This is a genomic window from Myroides profundi, from assembly GCF_000833025.1.
GTDB lineage: Bacteria > Bacteroidota > Bacteroidia > Flavobacteriales > Flavobacteriaceae > Flavobacterium > Flavobacterium profundi_A.
In genome coordinates this window covers 1,816,820-1,841,220 of sequence record NZ_CP010817.1, presented here as the reverse complement: position 1 = coordinate 1,841,220, position 24,401 = coordinate 1,816,820, and the positions used below count along the sequence as shown (strand labels likewise).

Below are 24,401 nucleotides of genomic sequence, written 5' to 3'. Positions count from 1 at the left end.
TTTATAATGTAGCTTAATATTATTTTTCACGAATAAAATACAGTATAGTATCATAAAATAAAACCATATTTATATCCGTATTTAGGATGACGAGCCGTAGCATTATGATAGCTATGGTATATAAAACCATAACTTTCTAATTTTCTTCAACTCACCATCTAGCTAAACAGATTTTTAATTATATGTTGACTGAAATGTTCTCAATTTCTGTCTAAAACTATCTTTCCAAGCTGAATAATTTCTAATGTCTTGTTCGATTTCTGTTTTATTTGGTAATTGAGTGATAGTTGTAATTCCTCCATCGTGTTCAGTTACTGAATATTTACTGAATAGATTTAAAAGAAAATCAACATCAGCTTGTTCCGTAACAATGTAACTTGACAGATTTCCTTTTTTCAAATTAATATTTTTATTGAAACGTTCATATGTTTTGTTGGATAAAATTTCTTCGACAGAACGTTCTAATAACATTCTAAATCTTTTTCTTGCAGAATCAAGTTTTATTTCTCGACCGTGTCCATCAGTTATTAAAAGAGTATCATGTTCAGCTAAAATCCTTCTAATAGAATCAACTCTTTCTTGAACATTCTTAGCTAAAAATGGAATTTCGTCAGTAACGACACCGGTTATTCCGTTGTATTTGTCAATTCCTATTACTGTACAGTCTGTTGTTGTAACTGTTTTATGTGTGTCTATAAGTAAACGTAAGAATGATAGGTCATGAGTAAATACAACTATTTGTCGGTTTTGTGATAGTTGAACAATTTTAGTTGCAATTAAATCTCGATAATCCATATCCAAAGAAGTAACAGGATCGTCAAAAATTATTGTGTTTAAACGATTGTCAATTGTGCATTCAGCTAAAAAATTTGATAGCGCAATTATCTTTTGTTCGCCCTCACTTAAAATGGAATTTATTGGCTCCTCAATTCCATTCAAACCACATCTTTGATATGTATTTCCTTGACTAGTTCTTGTGCGAGAAATCAAAACTTTTCTCGCTAAATCTTGATTAAAAAAATTAAGGTGTGAAACAAATTCTTGGTGTTGTAACCTTACTGCTTGGTTTTCCATTAATTCACCAATTTTACGAGAGATTGCAGTAGTAGTAAGTTGAGATTGACACTGACTTATCCTAGATTTGTATTTGTATTCGTCAAAGTATTGAAGAATCGTTATTTTACTATTAAACAAAAGTTCTTTTGCCAATAGTTCATTAAGTTCGGAAACTAAGGCATTTCTATTTTGTAGAAGTTGATTATTTTGTTCAATTTCTGAATCAATTCTTGGGATTAAACTTGTTATACTTGAAGTTAAAGTTTGTAAACTTATACTTAATTCACCACCGTTCTGCAAAAATGCTGTAATTGAATTTTTGGATGTGTCGATTGAATTAGAAAATTGATTATAGTTATCTCTAAAATTTGGATTTAATTGTTCTAACTCCGCAAAATTTTCAATAGGTGGAACAATTAATGAATTGTATGAGTTTAGCTTATGCTTTATTGTTGAGTCAATTGAACTTAACTGTGTAGAAATATCATTTAATATAAATTGATTGAAAGTATTCAATCTTAGTTGTGCTGTTTCATCTAGTTCTTGTTGACACAACACGCATTTCTCTAATGAAACTAAAGACGGAAAATTTTGACCATCGGAAAGATTTGAACTATGTGCATAATTCTTTGCGGATTCCCATAAAGTTCGCCAAGCATTTGTTCCAAATCCTTCCAAAGTATTAATGCTTTGTAACTCTGCTGTTGCAATTTGATATGCTTGATTTACACCTTCTAAGGTATTTCTGTTTGCTCTAAGTTCGTTTATGCATACTTCATTAAATAGTATTTCGATATCTAAGAATTGCTGTATGTAAGCATTAATTCGTGTTTTTTGATTTATTAAATTTGTTATATTTTGTTGAGGATTTTGAGATGTTGTTAAATTTATAAGCTCTTGTTTTCTATTAATATCTGCTTGTGAGAATTGCAAATAAGAATCGATAATAGAACGTTCTCTACTTTCGATCGTTGCGAACCATTGGGCAATTGTTGTCTGAATTAAACTCTGAGGTATTGTGATTTTTTGTGTGTTACATGTTGTTAATAATGAACTAAATATTAGATTAACATTAGTTAGTGTTGGAATTAGCTTTTCTAAAACATCAATTCCAACTGGTTTATATTGCGTAGGATTTTCATTATTTATGTAAATATTTGCACAATCATTATCAAAAACATAGATTGAATTTAGAATTGGAGTACTTGGATTATTTTCAATCCAAGTAAAATTTTGGTGCGAACCATTATTTTCAATGACAAAATCAACTTTTTGTTGATTTGTTGAAGGGTTAAAAACGTTCTTTTTTAATATAACACTAGGGTTTCTACTCCAACAAAGTTTTCTTAAAATACGTGAGTAACTAGATTTCCCAGAACCATTTTTCCCATAAACAACATTTAAACCAATGTTAGAAAAATGTAGACCTCCTTGACTATGTAAGGCACTAATATTTATTGGATTGGATAAATTAATTAATTTTGGAAAACTTCCATTTACAGTAGAGGAGGGTGTTGGAAAATGAGTGATGTCAAGTGGAATTGCATTTAAAGTAATTGAATTATCTCCACATTCTTTTTTTACTAAATCTGCTATTTCATTGAAATCTGTTTGGGTTAAGTGAGTTGAAGTTATTATTCTCCTTAATGCGTCTTTTATAAAATTTGGTCTAGTTGAAGACCAATCTAAAATTTCTTGATATACAGTCATTTCTAAAGTGGAGTATTATTCGTATTATTGGTTAATGCTTTTCTCGCTAACGTTTTTACGGAGGTTATTCTTCTGGTTTTATTATTTCTTCATCTTCAATACTTTCAAACTTCATTTGCATAGTTACTTCTTCATTTTTTACTTTCTCTTTCGAAGAAAAGTCTAAAAGCTTATATTTAGGTGCCCCAAATTCATTTTTAAAATCAAAAGGAGTAGGAATTGATATAAATGTAAGTTCTCCTTTATCTTTACTCGATATTGGCAAATATATTTGAAAAGTATAATTACCATATGCTAGTAAAAAAATCATGTAAGGAACATTATCAATATGATTGTCTTTTCTTTTATATACAGTACATGTAGTAAAATCATGTGGAAGTGGTCCTGGTGTAAAAGAATAAAAGCATTTTAAATTAGCAATTTCAAATCTACTTTTATCATGCTCTTCTTCATTTATCCATTCTATAGTATTTTCAAAATTAATTAATTCAGACTCATCTATAATAGTCAAGGCCATTTTCGTGAGGCATTTATATATAGCAATAGGAATATAGGTAGCTCTAATTGCTTTTAAAGTAATTGTTTTATTTTCTTCATCTATTTCAAAAATTTCTCTTTCTCCATCATGTGCTTCAACTTTTAAACCTTCTGCTTTTAAATCAATTCTTGATTTTTCACCACCTTTTTTAACAGAAGGGACACCTTTTTTTCCTCTAACTTGGGAAATTGTATGAAATGGATTCATATAATCGCCCATATGAGTTTCAATGGTTCTTGCAAATTTACTATTACATGAATCACATTCATAATAACTCAAGAGGTTATGATTATTTACAAATTCAGGAATAGCATGAGCAATGTTGTTAAATCCGACTTCCGGTTCTTTTTTCTTACAAAATCTACATTTTTTATCATTCTCTTTTCCTAAGAATATTTTTTCTTTTGTATTTAAATGAAATGTTTTATGTGGCACATAGTTATTTTCTAGCTTTTGCATTCTTTCATTTATTGATATTATATTTTTTGTCATAGAAGTAAGTTTTATAAGTTAAACTTAATTATCGTTAAGATTGTTATTTCATAAAATTTCATACCTATAGATAGAATTGTTTTTTTGTAAATCAAACACATATTAAACTATCATAGATAATGAAAAAATTAAACAACATGAATTTTTCAAACATATTAAAATTTTCTTAATCTCTATTACGGAAATCCGTAAACCACTCAATATTTTGAGTCTATCTACTATTTTAAACAAAACTAACGACTTTGGAGTAGTTTTCCAGTCCTCTGCAAGAGCAAGTAGTTTTGAAAGCTCGATTCTAATTTCGAGTGCCTCAAAACATAACTTGCTGTTACTTTTACAGTAACTTTTACTAATATAATTTAAAAGCAATTTTCAGAACGCACACTTCTTAAATATCAGATATATCTTCTAAAAGTATAATGTGAATATATTTGTATATATATGAATACATATATATACATATTACGTTGTAATTCAATAAGTAACTTAGTACTTGAATAAATATGTATATAAAATACATTTAACTGTAAAATTATGAAAGTACTTTTACAGTTTAACAACTTAAAATAACAAGAGTCTATCTCATGGGAACAATTTCTTTTTTTAATACCTAAGAAACATCTTTTGAATTATCACCTCCTACTTCTTCATAACCATTTAATCCATTCTCAGAAACTTCCCGAGCTTGAATAGGTTGCTGAACAATTATTGTAGTATCTTTTTTAGTATTCATTTCGATAAAGTCTATCATTTTTTCAATTTCTACTTGCGGGTTTCTCTTAAATGCAGAATAGAGTACACGATATACTTTCCAGCCAACACGTTCTAAAAATTCTTGTCTTTCTATATCATAGATTACATCTTCAGGAAGTGAATGAAATGGATCCCCATCACATTCAATTGCAATCATTTTACCGTTGTGGTAAACAACTAAATCTATTTTGAAATTTATATAAACCTCCTTTTTCAGCTTATGATTATAAAAAAGTTCAGCTTCTTTTACATTATATTGAGGTTGAATATAACTGTATCCCTTTTCAATAAGAAATTTTGTTATATCATATTCGAACCAACTATCAAATGGTTCAGGAACATTATGTCTAAATCTTTCAATATTATAATTATCAATTTGTAAAGGTTGCATAAGTTTTACTTCATCATTGAAAAAAGCAAGAATTTTATTTCGGAAATCATTTGGTTGCAAATGGTCAAATTTGACAGAATGAAACAAAATCATCTGTTCTTTTGCTCTACTTAAAGCAACATTAATTTTCTTAAATTCATCTTGACTACTTATTATTGCTCTTGGTTTTGCATTTTGATTTTCTTTTAATTTTATAAAATCCAATGCGACACCTAATGAAACTATCATAACATCTCTTTCATCTCCTTGAAATTTAGGAGAATCCTCAATAATTAGTTTATGTTTATCTATTTTTTCCTTTCCAAATTCATATGCTAGATCCTCTTTTATATCTTTAAGCTTCTCAGTATGGTTTACAGTTCCTAAACTAACTACACCTATTGATTTATTAATATACAATTCATCATTCAAAATTTTTTGAAGAAACCGCTTTATTTCTTGAACCTCTTTGTGAACTATTTTATCTTCAGCAAAAGCATCTTTAACAAAAAAAGTTTCTTTTGGATTTAGTCTGTTTGAATTAATTTGTTTTAAAGGTCTTAGTGAATTATCATAGAATTCTCTTTTTGAAAATTCTATGATTTCAGGAACACATCTAAAATGTTCTTTAAGTGATAAATTAGAAGTCCCCGCAACCATTTTCGAAAGCATAAACAAACTATTATCACTTTTTATATGAAGTGCATTAGTACCTAAAAATTTCAGATATTTGTTTTTTATAGCCTCAAAATCGTTGCCATCTGCACCTGTTAAACTACTTGGAGATGTTTGTTTGTCATCTCCAACTATTATCATATTTTCAGCATAATAGCTTAAAATAAGACTATTGAAATCTAACTGACTCGCTTCATCTACAATAATACAATCAAAGATTTCAGGTTCACTTCCGACTGAATTTAAAACATCGTTAAATTTCATCACCCAACATGATAAACGTTTACTTATATCAATGCTATTTTTACGAGTTAATATTTGATATTGTGTTTGATTTCGAATTTTTCTAGTGCTTTGAGAAAGATTGTATTTATACACTTCTAAAAGATTTATGAATGCATCAATTTCATCTTTCTCAAACTTATTCTTAAAATTTGATTTGGCTAAATCAAATAAAATATCGCATTTGGCTTGAAATATTTTTTTATTGATAAAAAACAATTCTTCCTTACATTTTTGTAAATCAATAAATTCATTTTGTTTTATAAACTTATTTGCAGAAGCATATTCAAAGTTCTCACTTAAAATATAATGATTAGGAACATTATTAAGAGACGCAAAAGTATTCGGAAGTAAGTTAATTAGAGACTTTTTTAGATTATTAAAAGTCTGTTCAATTTCAATTTGTCTACCTACTTCAAGAAATTTGCTTTTTAAGTGTTCAAATTTTTGAACATTATCAATTTTATTCACAGGTAAAAATTCTGAAAAAATTGCTTTCATCGTAGATTGATCTATAATACTGTCAAGATCTTGAAGCATTTGTTTTTGGTCAGTCAAGTTATTACTTAGATTTTGTAGTTTTTCAAAATCCTCTTTTAATAAAATTGCTTTCCTGGATAATTCATCAATATTAAATAAATTAATCTGACTATATTCTGCGAAATTTATGAAATCAGAATCAAACTGGATTTGAGAAACAACATTTTTGTTGTTTTCTACTTTCTTTAGAACATCATTTAAAACCTTATATTTTTCAAATAAATTAGAATTATCATCAAAAGAAAATGAATAACCACTTTCTTTCAATGCATTGAAATTATTATTGATGACAAGAAGGTTTTCAATTAGAGATTTTAATTGAAATATTTCAATTTTATTATTACATTTTTTACCATTAATAGTAAATTGCTCCAAATATGAAACTCGTTTAAAATTTGAATTTGCAAGTCTTGTTAAAAAACCTGCTTTACCATTTTCAGCAAAAGACAAATAGGTTTCTATGTCTAAAAGATATTGTGTTCCATTGTGTATAAGATCACTGAAACCTTTATTTGTTGTCAGATTCTCTTTTGAAACATAAAAATTGATTTGTTTTTGAAGCTGATCTAATTCTTTAATATTTTTTAGAACAATATCAGATGTTGAAAATTTACTCGTAATATCTGTTATTTTTTCTAACTGTATTTTTAAAACCTTATCTTTAGAATATTCCGTTAATCCTAAATGAATTAATTGCTGATTGTAATTTTCTTGAATTGAAAGAAAATGTTTAAAATCAAAATGCTCCAATTTGTCTAAAACTATTGAAATATCAATATCTAAAGAATTACTATATCGAATTTCAATATCAGATAATTCTTTATACTTCAATATATCTTGTCTAATTATTTCAAAATTAGATAATTCTTCATGTGTGAGTTCATCTTGAATCCAACTCCATTCTTTCGAATCTTTAGATTCAAATTTTTCAACTATTTGATAGGCTCTTAAATTGTTAAAAGAATCATTGATTTTAATTTGTGTATATTCTTTTTCAAGAGTTTGGATAATTTCAGATTTAAGTTTTATATATTCTCCTTTTAAACTGTCTAATTCATCTATTTTAGAATCAATATTTAGGTAAAAATTATCTGTAAGAATTTTTGAAATCTTTCCAATGCTTTTTTCTAAAGAAAACCTATTTTGATTGGTTTCTAATTGAATTTTTGTGAAAATTAAATCATCAAAAGTTTCTGGTATCTTATCTAATAATGATTCTAAAGCCTTGTCTGTTTGAGCTGTAACAAGAACTCTTTTACCTTGAGCTAACAAAGAGCAAAGAATATTTACAATTGTATGTGACTTTCCTGTTCCTGGAGGACCTGTTACAACTGTTAATCTATTCTTTAAATAATTTTCATAAATCTGTTTTTGCTCTTTGTTAAATGGAAGAGGAAAAAAAACAGAAAAGTCGTCCTCTCCATTTAAGTTTTTGGCCTTATATTTATATGTTTCAAAAAGTTCATCTTTAAAATAGTTTGGTTTAGTATATGAATTATTTCCTAATGAATCAGGATTTCTTACTAATAAATTGAATAACCTCGCTTCAATTTCATTTTCTCCATTATACTTAATGATTGAGTCGGTTAATTTTTCAAAAAAACGTGGTTTTCTTTGTTTGATATTTATAGCTGGAGAAAATGAAATTCTAAAATGACCTTCTCTAAAATTGTCGTTTTCTGGTCTATATACAGAATTTTCAAACTCGGAATTACTAGAAATTTTTTGAATAGATTTTGAGATTAACTCTTTAAAATCATTTTCATAAATATATTCATAGCCTAATTCCATAATTTGTTCTTCAAACTTATCTACAATATTTGATAATATTTCTTTCTCTATAGGAGTGTTATTTAGAAAGAAAAAATCTACATAAGGATTTTCTAATGTTGAAAATACGATTTTCACCACATTGTTTGAATCAATATCTAAAAATAGTGGAAAATGAAATAAGTGTTGATTGGTTTTCGATAAGTTTCCATTAGTGTTAAGTTTTGAATATTGAACGAATCCAACACTTAAAACAATTTCTAAATTTGAATCATTTTTGATGTCATTATATGCCCTATATAGCTTTGAATAAACCTCTTTATTACTCTTGAACTTTTTTAATTTTTCTATTTCAGTTTTACCTTCTATTGAACTTTGAAAGTTCTGAAGTTCTTGTTCATCTCCATTTATGCTTTCAAACTTATTCTTGACTTCATCAAACTCAATAATTCCAATAAATTTTTTTGGAATATTTATGTTGGGTTTTAAAGGTTTTTCTAATGAGAAAATTAAAGGCTGTTTTTTAAATTTAAATGTAAAAATGTCTGTTAATATAGATTCACAAATACCCGCATTAATGAAATCGTCAATTTCATTGTTCCAAATGAAGTTACTCGAAACAGTGGAATTTAACACGTCTTTCACGCCTCTTTCAAGTAGTTTTTTATATTCTTTTAGAAAGGTTATATATTGATTAATTGCATTCATTTAGTTTCAATAGTAAAAACGTTTCTTCAAATTTACAATTTTTTCCGAGGTGTTGGGATAAGATTATGTATAACGTCTCTGTACTTTTCAAAGTGATGAAAAATTGAAGCTAAAAATTTTGAGTTTCCCTCAAGCCTATTGAAAGTTACCTGTATTTGTAAATTTAACACAAAGGATTCATTTTTTCAATTATACTAAATTTTATTTTTAGTTAAAAAAATAATTTATTAAATATATTTTAACACACATAGATTAGTAAATAAAAGTAATACCCTTAACAAAAGATAAGTTTACAATACATGTCATCTTCCTCAATAAGATTACGTAAGAATTATCGAGATGTGTCTTTGTCCTTACAAATTGGAAATTTTCCAGTATCAAAGACTACTCGTTTTTCTCCCGAAGGTCGCAAAATTGGTAAAAGAAAGGAATATTACTTAGTCGAACCTTAAAAAGTCGTTTTAAGGTTCGACTAAGTAAATACGTTAAAAAAAAGTGGTCAGAATAGTTTCTGACCACTAATAATAAAAACCCCTAATTTTAATGTGGATCAGGGAATTTAGGCTCTGTCGGAATTGACACTCTTTCAGCCTCTCCATTACTAATGATATCTCCTATCTGACATGTCCTATCAGATGATTGATCACATACATAACCAAGCTTCTGAGCACGAGCTTGTTGGTTTAAAACAAAACCGCCTGTAATTGCTAGAAGTGCAACAATAATTTTGATTTTTTTCATAATGTTTAAAATTTAATTGGTTAATAATATTTAGATACTTAGGATATCTCCGAATGAATATATTTTAACATTTTTCTTCTCATTTGAATACACTTTTTGAATATATGAATTATTAATAATCTTATTTTTTATCTGTATAATTTTACTGTTATTATATTGGCCACTTTCTATAGAATAATAATCTAATAAAAATCCATAATCGTATTGATTATAATAATTTGAAAAAACTATAAGTTCTTCTTTATTCTGATCTAAATGAACGCCTTTAGTAAAAGATTTAGAACCTTGAGATAATATAAAAGTATTATTTCTTGTATATATATTAGGAGTAACTTTCTTATCAGTTAAAATAAAAGTCTTTTTATAAGTTAAATCTCTATTAAATAAAATAATTTCTGGTATGTTATAATATGTGTAACTGAAATACCCACCTGTATGTTGGGTAAAATAGCCATCATAAAGAAGAATGTTTTCTTTCCTATAAATAGTGTCAGATTGACTTATTTGAATAGTATCTAATTCTTTATTGTCTTTTAATTTAAATACACCTATGTGGAACTTATCTTTCTTTTTAACTGTCGAGAAAATAAAAAATTCTTTTTCATTTATTGGAAAAGCATTATAAACAGAATCACATATTTTTTCTTTTTTCAAAGTTTCTCTATTTATTTTAATAAACATACTACTATTATTAATATAGTATAAAAAATCACTATTAAAACTAGATATTGTTAGTACACTATCAATATCTATTATGTTCGAGTTAATTAACTTCGATGAATTAGTACTATATTCATTAATAGATACAGATTTATTATTTACTTGATAGGCTAGAAATTTTGATTCATTATAGGAAAAAGATAACCTAGGCATTGTATAAATGTTTTCATTAACATCTAATAAAACAGTCTCTGTATAAATAGTTTTTCTATTTATTAATGTATCATCATCAGAATCACTTTGCTTTTTATTATTATAAATAATAAAGAGAAAACCAGATCCTATTATTAATAATATTAATATAATTAAACTTTTATTTTTCATTAGTAGATAATTTTAAATAAACAAGAAGGGATAAAATACATATAGAAATATTAAATACAAGATGTTTAGTATATCCTAAATAATTTAAAAAACCACCACATCCACATGATGTATATTTATTAAAATAGCTTAGTATTATAATGTAAATAGAGAAGCATAAAAAAATTAAAAACAAACATAAAAAACCTATTTTTTCTTTAAGCACTAATGCTATTACTGTGATTATTTCAATTCCAATAACAAAATAAGATAATGGAATTATAAACCAACTAAAAAATAGTTGAGTATTCTCAATACTTAATATAAAAGAATTATAATTGGTTATTTTTTCGATAACAGACATTGACAAAAAAAAGATAAAAAATAACAACAGTAAGTTTTTTATATACTTCATAATATTTAATATTTAGCCTTAATTGGTAAGTCTCTTTTCATTCTTAATTTTTTATTTCCTAGAGTATAGCTTAAACTAACATATATTGAAGAATAGTTCTTTATCTCTTTAGATTTAAATCTTGTATCAACTATATTTATATTATCAAAACTATCAGAGTAAAAAGCATTATATTGTTCTTTAGCCTTAATAAATGGATTATTAATTACTAAAGAAGTTTTTAGATTCTTATTAATAAATTCTTTTTCAATCGTTAAGCTTACAAATGGATAGTTTACTTTATTTGATTCCAAAGCACTAAACATGTTATAATTATTATATGAAGAAGAGAATTTAAAACTTAAGCCTTTGTCTAAATTGTATTTAGCATAAAAGTCATAACCAACTAAATTCTTACTAGACTTATAATCTAAAATTTGAGCTTGAGATTTATTGAAGGTTAAGAGTGATTGGATTATAAAACGATCATTGATTTCAAAAAAACCACCTATATCAAAAGCATAACTTAAATTTTTTCCTAAGTTTAAATTTGTTTTAAATAGCATATCTTCATCTGATTTAAACAAGTAACTAACTGGTGCATTGTGATGAATTTTATATTTTCCCCTAATAAAGACATCTACTCCATTTTTGATTGAATAATTAAACTCGATTGATAAATTATCTATATTACTTTTTTTAATATTATAATTATCAATATTTGTATTTAAGTTACTATCTATACTATTTTGTTTGTTTAAGTCATATGCAGAAATTAATTGATAGGAATTATAATAATTTAGATAAGCTGAAAAGGAATTTTTGTTAAATGCTAACGTTGAACTATTTAATAAGACATTTTTATTATTATTAATAAGATTATATGAAAGATCTGTATTAAAACTAACATTCTTAATTAAGCTTAATGTAGTATTAAAAGCAAATTTATGACGCTCATTATTAACATTATTACCTTCTACATTTTTAAGTTCCGAGTAATAATATGAATAATATATATCATAGCGCATGGGAAGCTTAAAGAATTGCCTTTTTCTCTTTTTAAGAATAACATCAAAGTTAAGAGCATTGTCATATAGAATATTTCCCCAACTTTTCTCTTGGTAATCCCCTTTATTTTTATATTCATTATAAGTGTATAAAAATGATATATCAAAAGAAGTACTGTCGTTTACTATATTGTTATATGAAAGTAATGCGCCAGTATTTAGGTAATTAATATCTTGCTTGTAGTTCTCTTCTAATTCATTTTGGATAGTATTATACTTACTGTCGTTTTTATTTTTAGGAGTATATAAAAAGAATGAAGAACTAATAGAGTTTTTATCATTAATCTTAATACTAATCTCTGGTTGTAGAGTTAAACCATACGACTTAGTTTTATCTATGCTATTATTTATTTTCTTACTTGCTGAATATGTTGTACTATGACTATCAAAAACAGATTTTCCTAGTCTAATAGGTAATGATACTGTTACCTTATTTTTTTTAAAAAAAGAGTTAGCATTAAAAACATAGTTTCCCTTATTTAAATTGTATCCAACGTTTAAATCCTCCCTAAAGTAGTCCAATACATTATCTTTCATTACAATATTAACTACTGGCTCTCCTATAACACCGTAAGCTGAATGTCCATAAGGTATTACCTCGATAGACTCAATATTTTTAGGATCAATATTTTCAATTTTACCGATAGTTTTTTTTCCATTAATAATTATAGTAACTCCTTTTCCCTTATAGTTGATTTTTTCTCCTTTAATAAAAAACATTGGGATGTTTTCTATAACATTAAATACTGTGGGATTTTCTCCTAAGTATTTTTCATTAATTTTATAATTAATACTACTAGCATCATTTTTTGTAGGAGAAACATATATAAGTAATTCTGACAAAATTTGATTGTCATTTTCTAGGATTACAGTTCTATTCTCATTTAATTCTAGCCAACTATATTGCTTAGTGATATAATTTTCTTTAAATAAAATGTAGCTAGATTTTTCTTCACCTCTAATAACAACTTCTCCTTTATAATCTGTCTTTAGTTCTTTTTCACTAGTAATTTCTATAAAAAGAACTTCTTCTATTGGATTATATAAAGAATCAAAAACTGTCACAACCATCTCATTAGTTTGAGAAAGCGCTTTTGTAAAACAAAAAAATAAAATTAGTAAGTAAGTTTTATCTCTCATAATCATTCATTCTTAACAAATATTAATCAGTTTTTAAAATATAAAATTATTCTATTCTTTAATTTCTATTTCAAACCTTATTTTTGTTAATTTTATTATAATATTTACTTTTCAAATATAGCAAAGATTAATTGATTTAAATTATTGTAAACAAATAATTGCTTTTTATTTAGTTAATTTAAAATAAACTGAAATTTTTATAGATTATTTATAATTATAGGAATTGTTTTCATAATTGTATTATGCTTATTTTGTGAAAAAAATTAATATCGACTTTTATGTTTGTTTTAGATAAGTTACTTAGTGTCAGATGTAGATATTGTATAAATGTTTAATAGTTATAAAATATAATATATTGAAAAGTACGCTTATTAAATACTAACCATATGTAAAAAAGTCCTAAAAAAACAGTTTGTCTCTACCACTCCACAGATTAATAGGTAGTCTATGTTGATTTGAATGTTCTTAAACTCTACAACTAATGTAATTCCTAAGTATGGTACATAGATAGTTCCACATACCTGTATAGACCGATGAGCCTGTGCCTTCTAAGGTATCCACCATCCATCTACTTTTATAAAGCTCACTAATTGTATTAGCAGTCCAGGTAAATTGATTTGTGATAAGCTCTATAACTTGCTCATTTTCTTGATCCCATACAGCTACTAGTCTTAGTTTATTAGGATATAGTTGTTTTGAGTTACCATTAGTTAAAGTAATTATCTCATCTTTTAAAATATTTTGATGTCTATTCTCAGGTAGTTCCAGCTCTTTAATTTTTTCAAATTTCAAGTTGTCTTTATGTCTTATGACAAAGAATACTTGTTTGCTGTCCCAGACATTTAAAAGGCTAAAATCATTATAAAAACGATCAGCAACTATAACACTACCTTTAAGTAAAGGAATGTCATAAGCGCCTTTATTATCAGCTGTTTTACCATTAGTAATATTAATATAATCTGGTAGATTTCCATCAAAATCAAGCAATGTATGCATTTTTACTGCCCCTCTAACGTTGTCAATAAATTCAATAGAATTGACAAGAGGATACTTATGAGCAATTAAATCTACTTTTATACCTCAATACAAGCAAGAACAGTATTAGTATTGTTTGCTATTCTTGTAATCTCAGCATCATAATTGTTTTGTAAGTAATCTGCTAAAGAATTAGGAGCAAAATCTGTGGTTGAAAACAAGTCTATATCTACAGAGAGTCTATGACCAATTTTTAATGCAAGTGCAGTATCACCAACTAAGATTAACTCTTTTAGTTTATCATCTTTCATAAGCCTTTGAAGTAATTCCAAAAGCTCATTAATAACGGTTTGTTTATATAACATAATTAAAAAATTTTCAGAAAAGTATTCCTGAAAACCTCCTATATTATGTATTGGCTTAATGAGGTTCTATTTGTCTTTATAAGTCACAAAAAAAAGCCTAACCATAGGTTAAGCTTGTGTAGTATATTTTTAGATTTTAATCTATTTACTTTGAATCAACTTCTCTAAACGAATCATCATTTCGTCTTTCTCTTTAAGCATACGCTCGTACAAGGCAATCTTTTCTTCATGAAGTTGAATAATTTTATCTACTGGATTGATATTATTATTGACAACTACACCAACACAAGCATTATCATTGAATGTACTTGAAATAATATTAATTGCTTGTTGTTCATCAAAATTCTCAATTGCTTCAACAGGTATCTTAAGTACTTTAGATATTTGCTGTAGTAATGAATTATCAATGACTTCTTTCTGTTCAAGTAAAGATATCTTCTTTTGATTCCAATCATCTCCTAAATCAAAAGCAAGAACTTCTTGTTTGATTCCAAGCATTTCTCTAAAACGCTTTACATTTCTTCCTTGATGTATTTTATGTTCCATAATTAGTAGCTGGGTTAAGAAGGCTCAAAGATAAAGCCAATGATTTAAAAAGATTCAATTGTAAAGTTATAAAATAATCGGTAAGATATCCCAATATGAGAATATTATAGTTTTTTAATAGGAAAATCATAGCCAAATAGACTCTAAAACTGCCAAAAATCAAGTTACATCTGTTTTGATCTTAGTTTAGATGTTCAACCTTAAAGATAACTATCATGGAAAATCAAATCACAAAAGACGATTTAAGACTGTTTGCTCAAACAATCATTGGAGAGCTAAAAGAATTATTAGCTAAACAAAGCAAAGAGTGTTCGCTTGAATGGGTAAAGGCTAAAGTAGCAAGGCAATTATTAAGTATCTCACCAGCTTCACTACAAACACTGCGTATCAGTGGTAAATTGCAGTGTCGCAAAATACTTGGCTCGTATTATTACAACAGAAAAGATATTATGAACCTTTTTAATGAGTAGAAGTTAACTTCTACTCATTAAAAAGGTTGAAAATTAACTCCCTCAAATTCCTTACTACAAATACCACAGTTGAATTATTAGAAATTGTAGAGAATCCAAGGGAGTTTTTATTATCCATTTAACTGATTAATAAAGGTAGTTAGCTGAGCTAATTTATCAGGATTTAGATTTTTTAAACTCTCGAGTAGGTCTGTGTAACTATCGGTATGTTTGTTTGCTTTAACTTCAAGCTTACCTTTTAATTTCTGCATTTCAGTTTTGATAGACTCTTCTTCTGTTAGAGCGTATTCCTCAGTCTGCTTAACAGAGTGATGCCCCAACATTTCTTTTACTACGTGAATAGGTACACCGTTACCAAGAGTTACAGTACTTCCAAAAGTCCTTCTTGCTTTATGCGTATTTAATTCGCTTATTTCACACAGTGAAGCAATCTCTTTTAAATACTCATTCATCTTTTGATTAGAGCGAACTGGAAGTACAATATCTTTACCAATACAAGCAGGATGATCTTTATGTTTTTCCATTATTTCAATAGCTTTGGGAAGCAGAGGAATTGTAATATTTGCGTCTGTTTTTTGTCTGTTGATTCTAATCCATAAATTACCTTCTTCATCTTTTGTAATATCACTTTTCTTTAACTGAAATACATCGATGTAGGCAAGACCAGTATAACACTGAAAAACAAACACATCTCTTACAGTAGCTAATCTCTCATTGGTAAAATCTTTGTTTTCTAAAATTGATAGCTCTTCTTTGCTTAATGGTTTTTTATTGAGTTTAGTCTTTTTAGGTTTGTATTGTACAAAAGGATTTGAAGCAATAATTCCCTTAGCAACTGCCCGTAAAACAATCTTCTTGAAGTTTGAGATGTACTTTATAGCTGTGTTATTAGAACACGCTCTAACGGTCTTTAAATAGTGTTCATAGCCAATTACAAACTCATAATTGAGTTCTCTAAACTCTATATCCTCTTTACCATATACATAACGGATATACTCAGCTACGTGTGATCTTGCTGTTACGTATCTTTCATGTGTTCCAATTGCGTACTCTTTAGGGACAAGTTTAAAAACTTCATCATTGTGCTTTTGGAATTCTTCTAAAACTTTGACTTTACTAGCTCCTTTGCCTTGAATATAATCCATAAGTACAGTAGCAGTAATAGGTTCTTCATTGCTTAAGAGCTCTAATTTGTACTTGGTAATCTTTGATACAATTGTATCTAATAGGTAGTTTAGCGTTTTAGCATCTTCTTTAGCGCCATTAGCACGACCTGCTTTTTGATTCCATCTTTTGATATCCCATTTGTGACTAAGAGAAGTCTCTTTGCGAATACCATCTACTGTGATTCTAAGGTAAACACCTCTAAAATCACTTTTCTCTCTAGTTGGTTTGAGAAAGAAATTAATTGACAACTGTTTTTCTAACATAATTCAACTGTTTTTAAATATTAATAAATGTCGAATTAAAACGTTCCAAAATCACAGTTTAAAACTCTCTGGCGCCATTTGGCGTAAGGGTTCACTAAATTTGAAGGTGCGCATCACTTACCTGTTTTTTTGTGCACCGAATCCCGAGTCTTTTTAGGTGCACTTTTGAACAGAATGCGATACCCCTAAAAAAGAAAAAACCTATAACTCATTGTGAATCATAGGTTTTGTGCTTTTTTGATAACTTTTAAATAAGTCGTCTTTTATAAATCAGCGGAGAAAGAGGGATTCGAACCCCCGGACCTGTTACAGTCAACGGTTTTCAAGACCGCCGCATTCGACCACTCTGCCATTTCTCCAGTGGTCTGCATTACTTCCGTATTGCGAGTGCAAATGTAGCACAAATATCCAAACCTCCAAACTTTCGAGATAAAATAATTGAAAGTTTTTTCAGTGAGGCTCCTACTTCATAGCATAGCTGTAGAATAAAAAACTAAGTATCAGTCTTATACTCCCCTAACCGATTCGCTGTCTTCTAAAATCAAAAAAACTCCTATTAAGGAGTTTTAGTATTATTTATCTTCAAAAAGCTTAACGACTAATTTATAACTTAAAGAATCTAGTCCATTAAGAGCTCCTTCAGAAGAGCTATTAGAAAGAACGATTAGACCTTTCTTTCTCACTGGGTCAAAAGCCACATAGTTAGAATATCCAGCATCTATACCTCTTGTAAAGTAAAGAGGCTCTCCAGAACCAAAAGGATAGCCTATCTTCCACCCTAAACTAACCCAGTAATTAGGACTTACAATAAGAGTAGGCTTCTGTGTCAGCTGTAGTACCTTATCTTCACTATTAAACTGCGCTTGAATAAACTTCGTCAAATCAGCTGCTGTCGAGATCCCTCCACTAGAAGGTAATAGCGCACCTACTTTGATAGGATATACTTCCTTAAGGTTTACATTAATTCCTTTTACAACTTCGCGTTTCTTCTTAGGCATATACACTGTCGAGTGATTCATACCATACCTAGCGAATACTTTCTCTTCAACTAATTTATCAAAAGGTTTATTATACACCTTACTCAAGGTATTACCTAGTATAGCATATCCAAGAAAAGAAAAGCTCTGTCTCTTCTCTGCACTTATCGTATCTGTTTCTAAATTATGTTGTAAATAATCTTCTAGTTGAGCACTAGTAAGATTAGTCAAATAATCATCCTCTACCTTTCGATCATTAGACTTTATCTCAGGCAGCATAGGCACTAAGGAAGAATGATTAGCTAAAGCGATAAAGGGAAGTTTAATATTCTTATTAAAACTAAAGTCATAATACTTATTTACATCAGTAGTCATATCTATACCTTGCTCTAGTACAGCATCAGCTAATACAGTAGAAGTAAATATCGTCATTAGATTAGCCATAGAAAACTTACTATTTGTATTGTTCTCTATTTTCACCCCATCTCCTACTTTCTTAAAACCGTGGTATTCTACCTTATCATTATCGATAATAGCGATGGCATACTGTCCTTTATCAGGAAGATTAGTCGTTTCATTTGCGATAATTTCTTCTATACTAAACTTCTTGAATGAATCATCCACAGGCTTAGGCATGTCTAATAATCTAAATCCAACTACCTCCCCTGTATCATTCATCGCTAGATTAAGTAATGCAACCTCATTATTCTCAAACTCCGTTTTAAACAATGCTAACTGATTATTATCTAAACCATAGAACTCCATATTCTTAATATTACCAAGTTTTTCTTTCATCTCTACAAAGAATAACTTAGCCTTAGCACTAGGCAGCTCTTCTTTTAAAGATGGTGCGAAGTGACTGTAAATATCATCGTAATCATTGGTATTGTAATCCTTTACAAAAGTATCTATTAAAGGTTTAAACTCTTTCTCTTGAGCGAAAGAACCAAAACTCATCAATAAACACATCGCTATGGAAATACTTAATCTCTTCATTTCTTAATTTTATTTTGCAAGGATAAATATATCAGTTATTATCCGATAATTTTCTCCCTTTAACAAGAATAAAAGAAAATAAGAATTTTCCATCTTCTTTTAAGTTAAGTACATCAACCTCTATATAGAGTATCAAACCACTGTTAGCCTAACACCATACCATGTCTCTCCTTCCTATTCTTAAATAAAGAAACTCTATTATGATTACGAGAGTCTCTTTATTTTTTTAAGTATATTCGCCCTAAATAAAAAACAGAAAGACTATGACTAAGAGTGAAAAAGTAAAATTCGCTATGGAAACATTGGACGCTCTTTATCCAGAAGTTCCTATTCCATTAGACCATAAAGACCCTTATACCCTTCTTATCGCTGTACTTCTATCTGCACAGTGTACAGATGAACGCGTAAATAAGATTACCCCACTACTATTTGCTAAGGCTGATAATCCGTATGATATGGTCAAAATGACAGTAGAAGAAATACAAGATATCATCAGACCTTGTGGGTTATCTCCTATGAAATCTAAAGGTATTTATGGGTTATCACATATCTTAATTGATAAATATAACGGAGAAGTCCCTCAAGATATGGCTGCATTAGAAGAACTACCTGCCGTAGGTCATAAGACAGCTAGTGTTGTTATGTCTCAAGCATTTGGAGTACCTGCTTTCCCAGTAGATACCCATATTCATAGATTAATGTATCGTTGGAATTTCTCTAATGGAAAAAGTGTAGAACAGACTGAAAGAGATGCTAAACGCTTATTCCCAGAGAACAAATGGAACCTACTACACTTACAACTCGTATGGTATGGTAGACAGTACTCTCCTGCACGTGGTTGGAATCTAGAAATAGATATTATAACAAGTGTGATAGGTAGAAAGACTGTAATCAATGAATACTATAAGAAGAAAGAAAAGAAATAATACTGCTAATCCTAGCACATCAGTGTAAGATAGTATCGAGAAGTAATCTAAGATCATCACAAAGCAAAAAAAGAGGTTAAGTAAAATTACTTAACCTCTTTTTTTTAATTCTCTTTCGAGTAAAGCGATAGATTATTGATTAACCCGTTTAGCCTAACTAGGCTCAATCCTTTAGAGTAACTCAAAAGGAATTTAATGGTCTCTTCTTTGGGTAAACTAAATGAACTAGTTTTCGTTGTGTAATTTTTCTTCATATGTGGCGCGTTTTGTTGTTTATACAATACTAACGACAAAACACTTCACATATTATATCTCTGTCAAAATAATATTTTTTTCGTCAATTAATTTTCTTAAATTAAGCAATGCATATCGCATTCTCCCTAGAGCAGTATTAATGCTTACATCCGTTAATTCAGCTATCTCCTTGAAACTCAAATCTTGATACATACGCATCGTGATCACTTGACGTTGATCTTCTGGTAGTTCTTTTAACAATAAATGTAGATCTGACTCTATCTGCTGTTGGATAATATCTCCTTCTATTGTATTAGAATCATCTTTTAGAAAAGAGAAGATAGGCAATTCCTCAGAATCATACTGAAACTGTACACGCTTCTCTCTTCGGTAGTGATCCATTACTAAATTATGAGCAATACGGATAACCCAAGGTAGAAACTTACCTTCTTCATTATATCTACCCGATTTAAGAGTATTAATTACTTTTATGAATGTATCTTGGAAAATGTCATTTGCTAACTCAGCATCTGATACTTTAGAAAAGATAAAACCATAGATCTTAGACTGGTGTCTTTTGATCAAAACCTCTAACGCCTCTTCACCACCTGCAATATATAATGTTACAAGGGCTGCATCAGGCATATTTATATATACCATACCTAATTTCTTTTTTAAAACTGTAAATAGATTTTTATAAAGTAATTTTGTATTATAGGCTTTGATTTTTATCGTTTAACGGGACAAATATATAAAATTATATTTGTTAAAATAAATAAAAAATAAAAGTTTTTTTTAGAACCTCAATCAACAAACGTTATCATATCTCATCATTTAGCCGGAAAACAATAAAATTCACATATCTTAAATTTATCTAAATGAAATAATCACAATATTAGGCATGAATAGATGTAAAAAACACAATTATATCTAACGACATAACCTGTATATTTTTGGAGAACTAACTTCCTTTTGCTCATTAATACTATTTCATTCTTATTCCTATCTGATTGTAATCTAGCTTCTGTCTTGTTTCCTAGAGATGCCCTAGAAGCGACTTTTTGGGAACAACTCGAAAATAAAATAGAGTAACCACAGAACTAAAACAGATGTAACATCAGGCCATCACTGACTTTATCTCTAAACAACATACTCTCTTTTACTCCTATTTGTTCCATTTTTTAACTTTCTACTACATCCATTATTTCATTCTTTCTATATTTCGACATCGAATCGTTCTTCTATCCCACTCTGTATACCAGATGGCAATGCGAAATATTATAGCAGATTCAGCTTTTTGCACAAGATTATACCTTGTAGAGTTTTAGAGGAATTAAAGAAAGCATTATCTTTGTTTATTAAACCTTTATAGGCTACATGAAAAAAATAGATTTCTCCAATATAGATCCCAAAAAAAATATTATCATCAAGGGCGCTCAGCTACACAATCTAAAAGATTTAGACGTTGTCATCCCTCGTAATAATCTTGTTGTTATAACAGGATTATCTGGTTCTGGTAAGTCCAGTTTAGCTTTTGACACCCTATATGCAGAAGGACAAAGACGATATGTAGAGAGCTTATCTTCTTATGCTAGACAATTCTTAGGACGTATTAACAAACCTAAAGTAGAATACATAAAAGGGATTGCTCCTGCGATTGCGATTGAACAAAAAGTAAATACTAGCAATGCTCGTTCTACAGTAGGTACCTCTACTGAGATATATGACTATATCAAATTACTTTACGCACGTATCGGAAAGACATTTTCTCCTATCTCAGGAGAAGAAGTTAAGAAAGATACTGTAAGTGATGTATTAGACTATGTTAAGAGCTTGGCTATTGGAGCCAAATTATTATTGCTTGCTCCTATTGATTTAGGAGAAGACAGAGAGCTTTATGAGCATCTTAATGTACTACTTCAGCAGGGATATGCTAGAATATTAGTGCATGGAGAGACTTTGCGTTTAGACCAATACATTAGTGATAATACAGAAGACATCATTAACCAAGTAGATGCTAATCAGGTTTATCTAGTTGTAGACCGTATCGTAGTAAGTGATGATGAGGATTTCTTTAACCGTCTAGGAGACTCTGTAGAAACAGCTTTCTTTGAAGGAAAAGGATATTGTTATATCGAAGATCTTAAAGATAAGAAGCGCAAAGAGTTCAGTAATAACTTTGCCCTAGATGGAGAAGTATTCCTTGAGCCTAATGTTCACTTATTTAGCTTTAATAATCCTTATGGAGCTTGTCCATCTTGTGACGGATATGGTAATATCATTGGTATTGATGAGGAATTAGTTATTCCTAATACAGGACTTTCTATATATGAGAATGCTGTCTTCCCTTGGAGAGGAGAATCAATGGGCTGGTATAGAGATCAATTGGTTAACAATGCTTATAAATTTGACTTCCCAATTCACAAACCTTATTTTGAGCTAACAGAAGAACAAAAAGCATTAGTATGGGAAGGAAACTCATTATTCACAGGATTAAATGATTTCTTTAGAGAATTAGAAGAAAAAAACTATAAAATTCAGAACCGCGTTCTTTTATCTCGTTATAGAGGAAAAACAAAATGTCCTACTTGTAAAGGAAAGAGACTGCGTAAAGAAGCGAGTTATGTAAAAGTAGGTAATAAAACAGTAAGCGAGCTGGTAGACCTACCGATCAAACATTTGATTACCTTCTTTAAAGATTTAAAACTGAATGAATACGAAGCAAAAGTAGCACAACGTTTATTAATCGAAATCAACAACAGACTTGGCTTTCTAAGTAATGTAGGGCTTGACTACCTAACATTAAATAGAAATTCTGCTACACTGTCTGGAGGAGAATCTCAGCGTATTAACTTAGCCACTTCATTAGGAAGTAGTTTAGTAGGGTCTATGTATATCTTAGACGAACCTAGTATAGGATTACACCCTAAGGATACAGAGAAGTTAATCGATGTATTGAATAACCTTAAACAACTAGGGAATACAGTTATCGTGGTAGAACACGATGAAGATATCATGAAATCAGCTGATCAGATTATAGACATCGGTCCTGAAGCTGGTAGCTATGGAGGGCAACTAGTAGCTCAAGGTGATTATGACACTATTTTAAAAGCAAACTCTCTAACAGGGAAATACCTTAGTGGAGCCCTTGAAATTGCTGTTCCTAAAAAACGTAGAGGGTACAAGCACTTTATCGAAATAGTAGGCGCTAGAGAAAACAACCTAAAAAATATAGACGTTACATTTCCACTAGACTGTCTAACAGTAATCACAGGAGTATCTGGTAGTGGTAAAAGTACATTAGTCAAAAAGATATTATTCCCTGCACTACAGAAAAAGCTAACAGGACTTAGTGATAAACCTGGTCAGTTTACAGAGATGAAAGGAGAATTTGGTGGTATTAAATCAATAGAATATGTAGATCAGAATCCGATCGGAAGAAGTTCTAGATCTAACCCTGTAACCTATATTAAAGCCTATGATGATATTAGAGATTTATACTCTAAACAACAATTGTCAAAGCTAAGAGGCTACCAACCTAAGCACTTCTCATTTAATGTAGATGGTGGTAGATGTGAGACTTGTAAAGGAGAAGGAACTGTTACAGTAGAAATGCAGTTTATGGCAGACGTTCACCTAGAATGTGAAACTTGTCATGGTAAACGCTTTAAAAAAGAAATACTGGAAGTCAATTTTGAAGGTAAAAATATCGATGATTTACTGACCATGACGATAGACGATGCCTTAATGTTCTTCCAACAACATAAACAAACTAAAATTGCACAAAAACTACAACCTCTACACGATGTAGGACTTGGTTATGTACAGTTAGGACAGTCTTCTTCTACCCTATCAGGAGGAGAAGCACAGCGAATCAAGCTTGCTTCTTTCTTATTAGCTGGTACAACAAGAGATAAGGTATTATTTGTTTTTGATGAACCAACGACAGGATTACACTTCCACGATATTCAAAAGCTATTAAAGTCATTTGAAGCTTTAATTGAAAAAGGGCATTCTATTATTGTAATTGAGCACAACCTTGATTTAATCAAATGTGCTGATTATATTATAGATATTGGACCTGAAGGAGGAGAAAATGGAGGGCAATTAGTTGCTTTTGGTACACCAGAGGAAATTGTAAAAAACAAAGCCTCACTAACAGGAAAGTACCTAAAAGAAAAACTTAAGTAATCCATTAGATAATTACGAATTACGACTATATA

The 24,401-nt window shown here is 29.0% G+C and carries 16 protein-coding genes and 1 tRNA gene; 3 read left to right on the top strand and 14 right to left on the bottom strand.

Going from position 1 to position 24,401, the window contains the following annotated elements; genetic code table 11:
* Positions 1-174: 174 nt before the first annotated feature.
* The 10 genes from MPR_RS08085 to MPR_RS08040 form a co-directional block, all read right to left on the bottom strand.
* Positions 175-2,766, bottom strand: a complete 2,592-nt coding sequence (locus MPR_RS08085; protein ID WP_041891287.1) for an AAA family ATPase — start codon at positions 2,764-2,766, stop codon at positions 175-177.
* Between the two features lie 64 nt (positions 2,767-2,830).
* Positions 2,831-3,796, bottom strand: coding sequence for an HNH endonuclease (locus MPR_RS08080; RefSeq protein WP_041891284.1), 966 nt, complete (start codon positions 3,794-3,796; stop codon positions 2,831-2,833).
* A 610-nt stretch (positions 3,797-4,406) separates the two neighbouring features.
* Positions 4,407-8,894, bottom strand: coding sequence for an AAA family ATPase (locus MPR_RS08075; protein ID WP_041891282.1), 4,488 nt, complete (start codon positions 8,892-8,894; stop codon positions 4,407-4,409).
* Between the two features lie 540 nt (positions 8,895-9,434).
* Positions 9,435-9,635: a hypothetical protein gene (locus MPR_RS08070; RefSeq protein WP_041891280.1), complete on the bottom strand. Its 201-nt coding sequence runs from the start codon at positions 9,633-9,635 to the stop codon at positions 9,435-9,437.
* 30 nt (positions 9,636-9,665) lie between these two features.
* Positions 9,666-10,679: a hypothetical protein gene (locus tag MPR_RS08065; RefSeq protein WP_041891276.1), complete on the bottom strand. Its 1,014-nt coding sequence runs from the start codon at positions 10,677-10,679 to the stop codon at positions 9,666-9,668.
* Positions 10,669-11,073: a MauE/DoxX family redox-associated membrane protein gene (locus MPR_RS19035; RefSeq protein WP_286417600.1), complete on the bottom strand. Its 405-nt coding sequence runs from the start codon at positions 11,071-11,073 to the stop codon at positions 10,669-10,671. Before MPR_RS19035 ends, MPR_RS08065 begins: the two co-directional genes overlap by 11 nt.
* Before the next feature lie 5 nt (positions 11,074-11,078).
* A complete protein-coding gene (locus MPR_RS08055; protein ID WP_041891268.1) occupies positions 11,079-13,259 on the bottom strand; it encodes an outer membrane beta-barrel protein in 2,181 nt (726 codons plus the stop codon).
* A gap of 465 nt (positions 13,260-13,724) precedes the next feature.
* Positions 13,725-14,282: an IS4 family transposase gene (locus MPR_RS08050; protein ID WP_432416613.1), complete on the bottom strand. Its 558-nt coding sequence runs from the start codon at positions 14,280-14,282 to the stop codon at positions 13,725-13,727.
* Positions 14,283-14,332: 50 nt separating this feature from the next.
* On the bottom strand, positions 14,333-14,599 hold the full coding sequence (locus tag MPR_RS18690) for a nucleotidyl transferase AbiEii/AbiGii toxin family protein (protein WP_235280637.1): 267 nt from the start codon (positions 14,597-14,599) through the stop codon (positions 14,333-14,335).
* Positions 14,600-14,740: 141 nt separating this feature from the next.
* Positions 14,741-15,145, bottom strand: a complete 405-nt coding sequence (locus tag MPR_RS08040) for a helix-turn-helix domain-containing protein (RefSeq protein ID WP_041891265.1) — start codon at positions 15,143-15,145, stop codon at positions 14,741-14,743.
* Between the two features lie 215 nt (positions 15,146-15,360).
* On the opposite strand from MPR_RS08040, the gene MPR_RS08035 reads away from it, so the two are divergent.
* Entirely contained in the window at positions 15,361-15,615 is a 255-nt protein-coding gene (locus MPR_RS08035; protein ID WP_041891262.1) for a MerR family transcriptional regulator, read from the top strand.
* Positions 15,616-15,725: 110 nt separating this feature from the next.
* Here MPR_RS08035 and MPR_RS08030 read toward each other — a convergent pair whose 3' ends face one another.
* The 3 genes from MPR_RS08030 to MPR_RS08020 all read right to left on the bottom strand — a co-directional run bounded on the left by MPR_RS08030 (position 15,726) and on the right by MPR_RS08020 (position 19,018).
* The gene (locus MPR_RS08030) at positions 15,726-17,045 is read right to left on the bottom strand and encodes a site-specific integrase (protein WP_041891259.1); all 1,320 of its coding nucleotides are present in this window, start codon (positions 17,043-17,045) and stop codon (positions 15,726-15,728) included.
* Between the two features lie 274 nt (positions 17,046-17,319).
* Positions 17,320-17,404, bottom strand: a tRNA-Ser gene (locus tag MPR_RS08025).
* Between the two features lie 213 nt (positions 17,405-17,617).
* Positions 17,618-19,018 carry a serine hydrolase gene (locus MPR_RS08020; protein WP_041891256.1) on the bottom strand — a complete coding sequence of 467 codons (1,401 nt, stop codon included), beginning with the start codon at positions 19,016-19,018 and terminating at the stop codon, positions 17,618-17,620.
* Positions 19,019-19,281: 263 nt separating this feature from the next.
* On the opposite strand from MPR_RS08020, the gene MPR_RS08015 reads away from it, so the two are divergent.
* Positions 19,282-19,944: an endonuclease III domain-containing protein gene (locus MPR_RS08015; protein WP_041891254.1), complete on the top strand. Its 663-nt coding sequence runs from the start codon at positions 19,282-19,284 to the stop codon at positions 19,942-19,944.
* A gap of 306 nt (positions 19,945-20,250) precedes the next feature.
* Here MPR_RS08015 and MPR_RS08010 read toward each other — a convergent pair whose 3' ends face one another.
* Positions 20,251-20,838, bottom strand: a complete 588-nt coding sequence (locus MPR_RS08010) for a sigma-70 family RNA polymerase sigma factor (protein ID WP_041891253.1) — start codon at positions 20,836-20,838, stop codon at positions 20,251-20,253.
* 717 nt (positions 20,839-21,555) lie between these two features.
* Between MPR_RS08010 and uvrA the strand changes: the two genes are divergently transcribed.
* Positions 21,556-24,369, top strand: a complete 2,814-nt coding sequence (gene uvrA, locus MPR_RS08005; RefSeq protein ID WP_041891251.1) for an excinuclease ABC subunit UvrA — start codon at positions 21,556-21,558, stop codon at positions 24,367-24,369.
* The last annotated feature ends 32 nt before the right edge of the window (positions 24,370-24,401 follow it).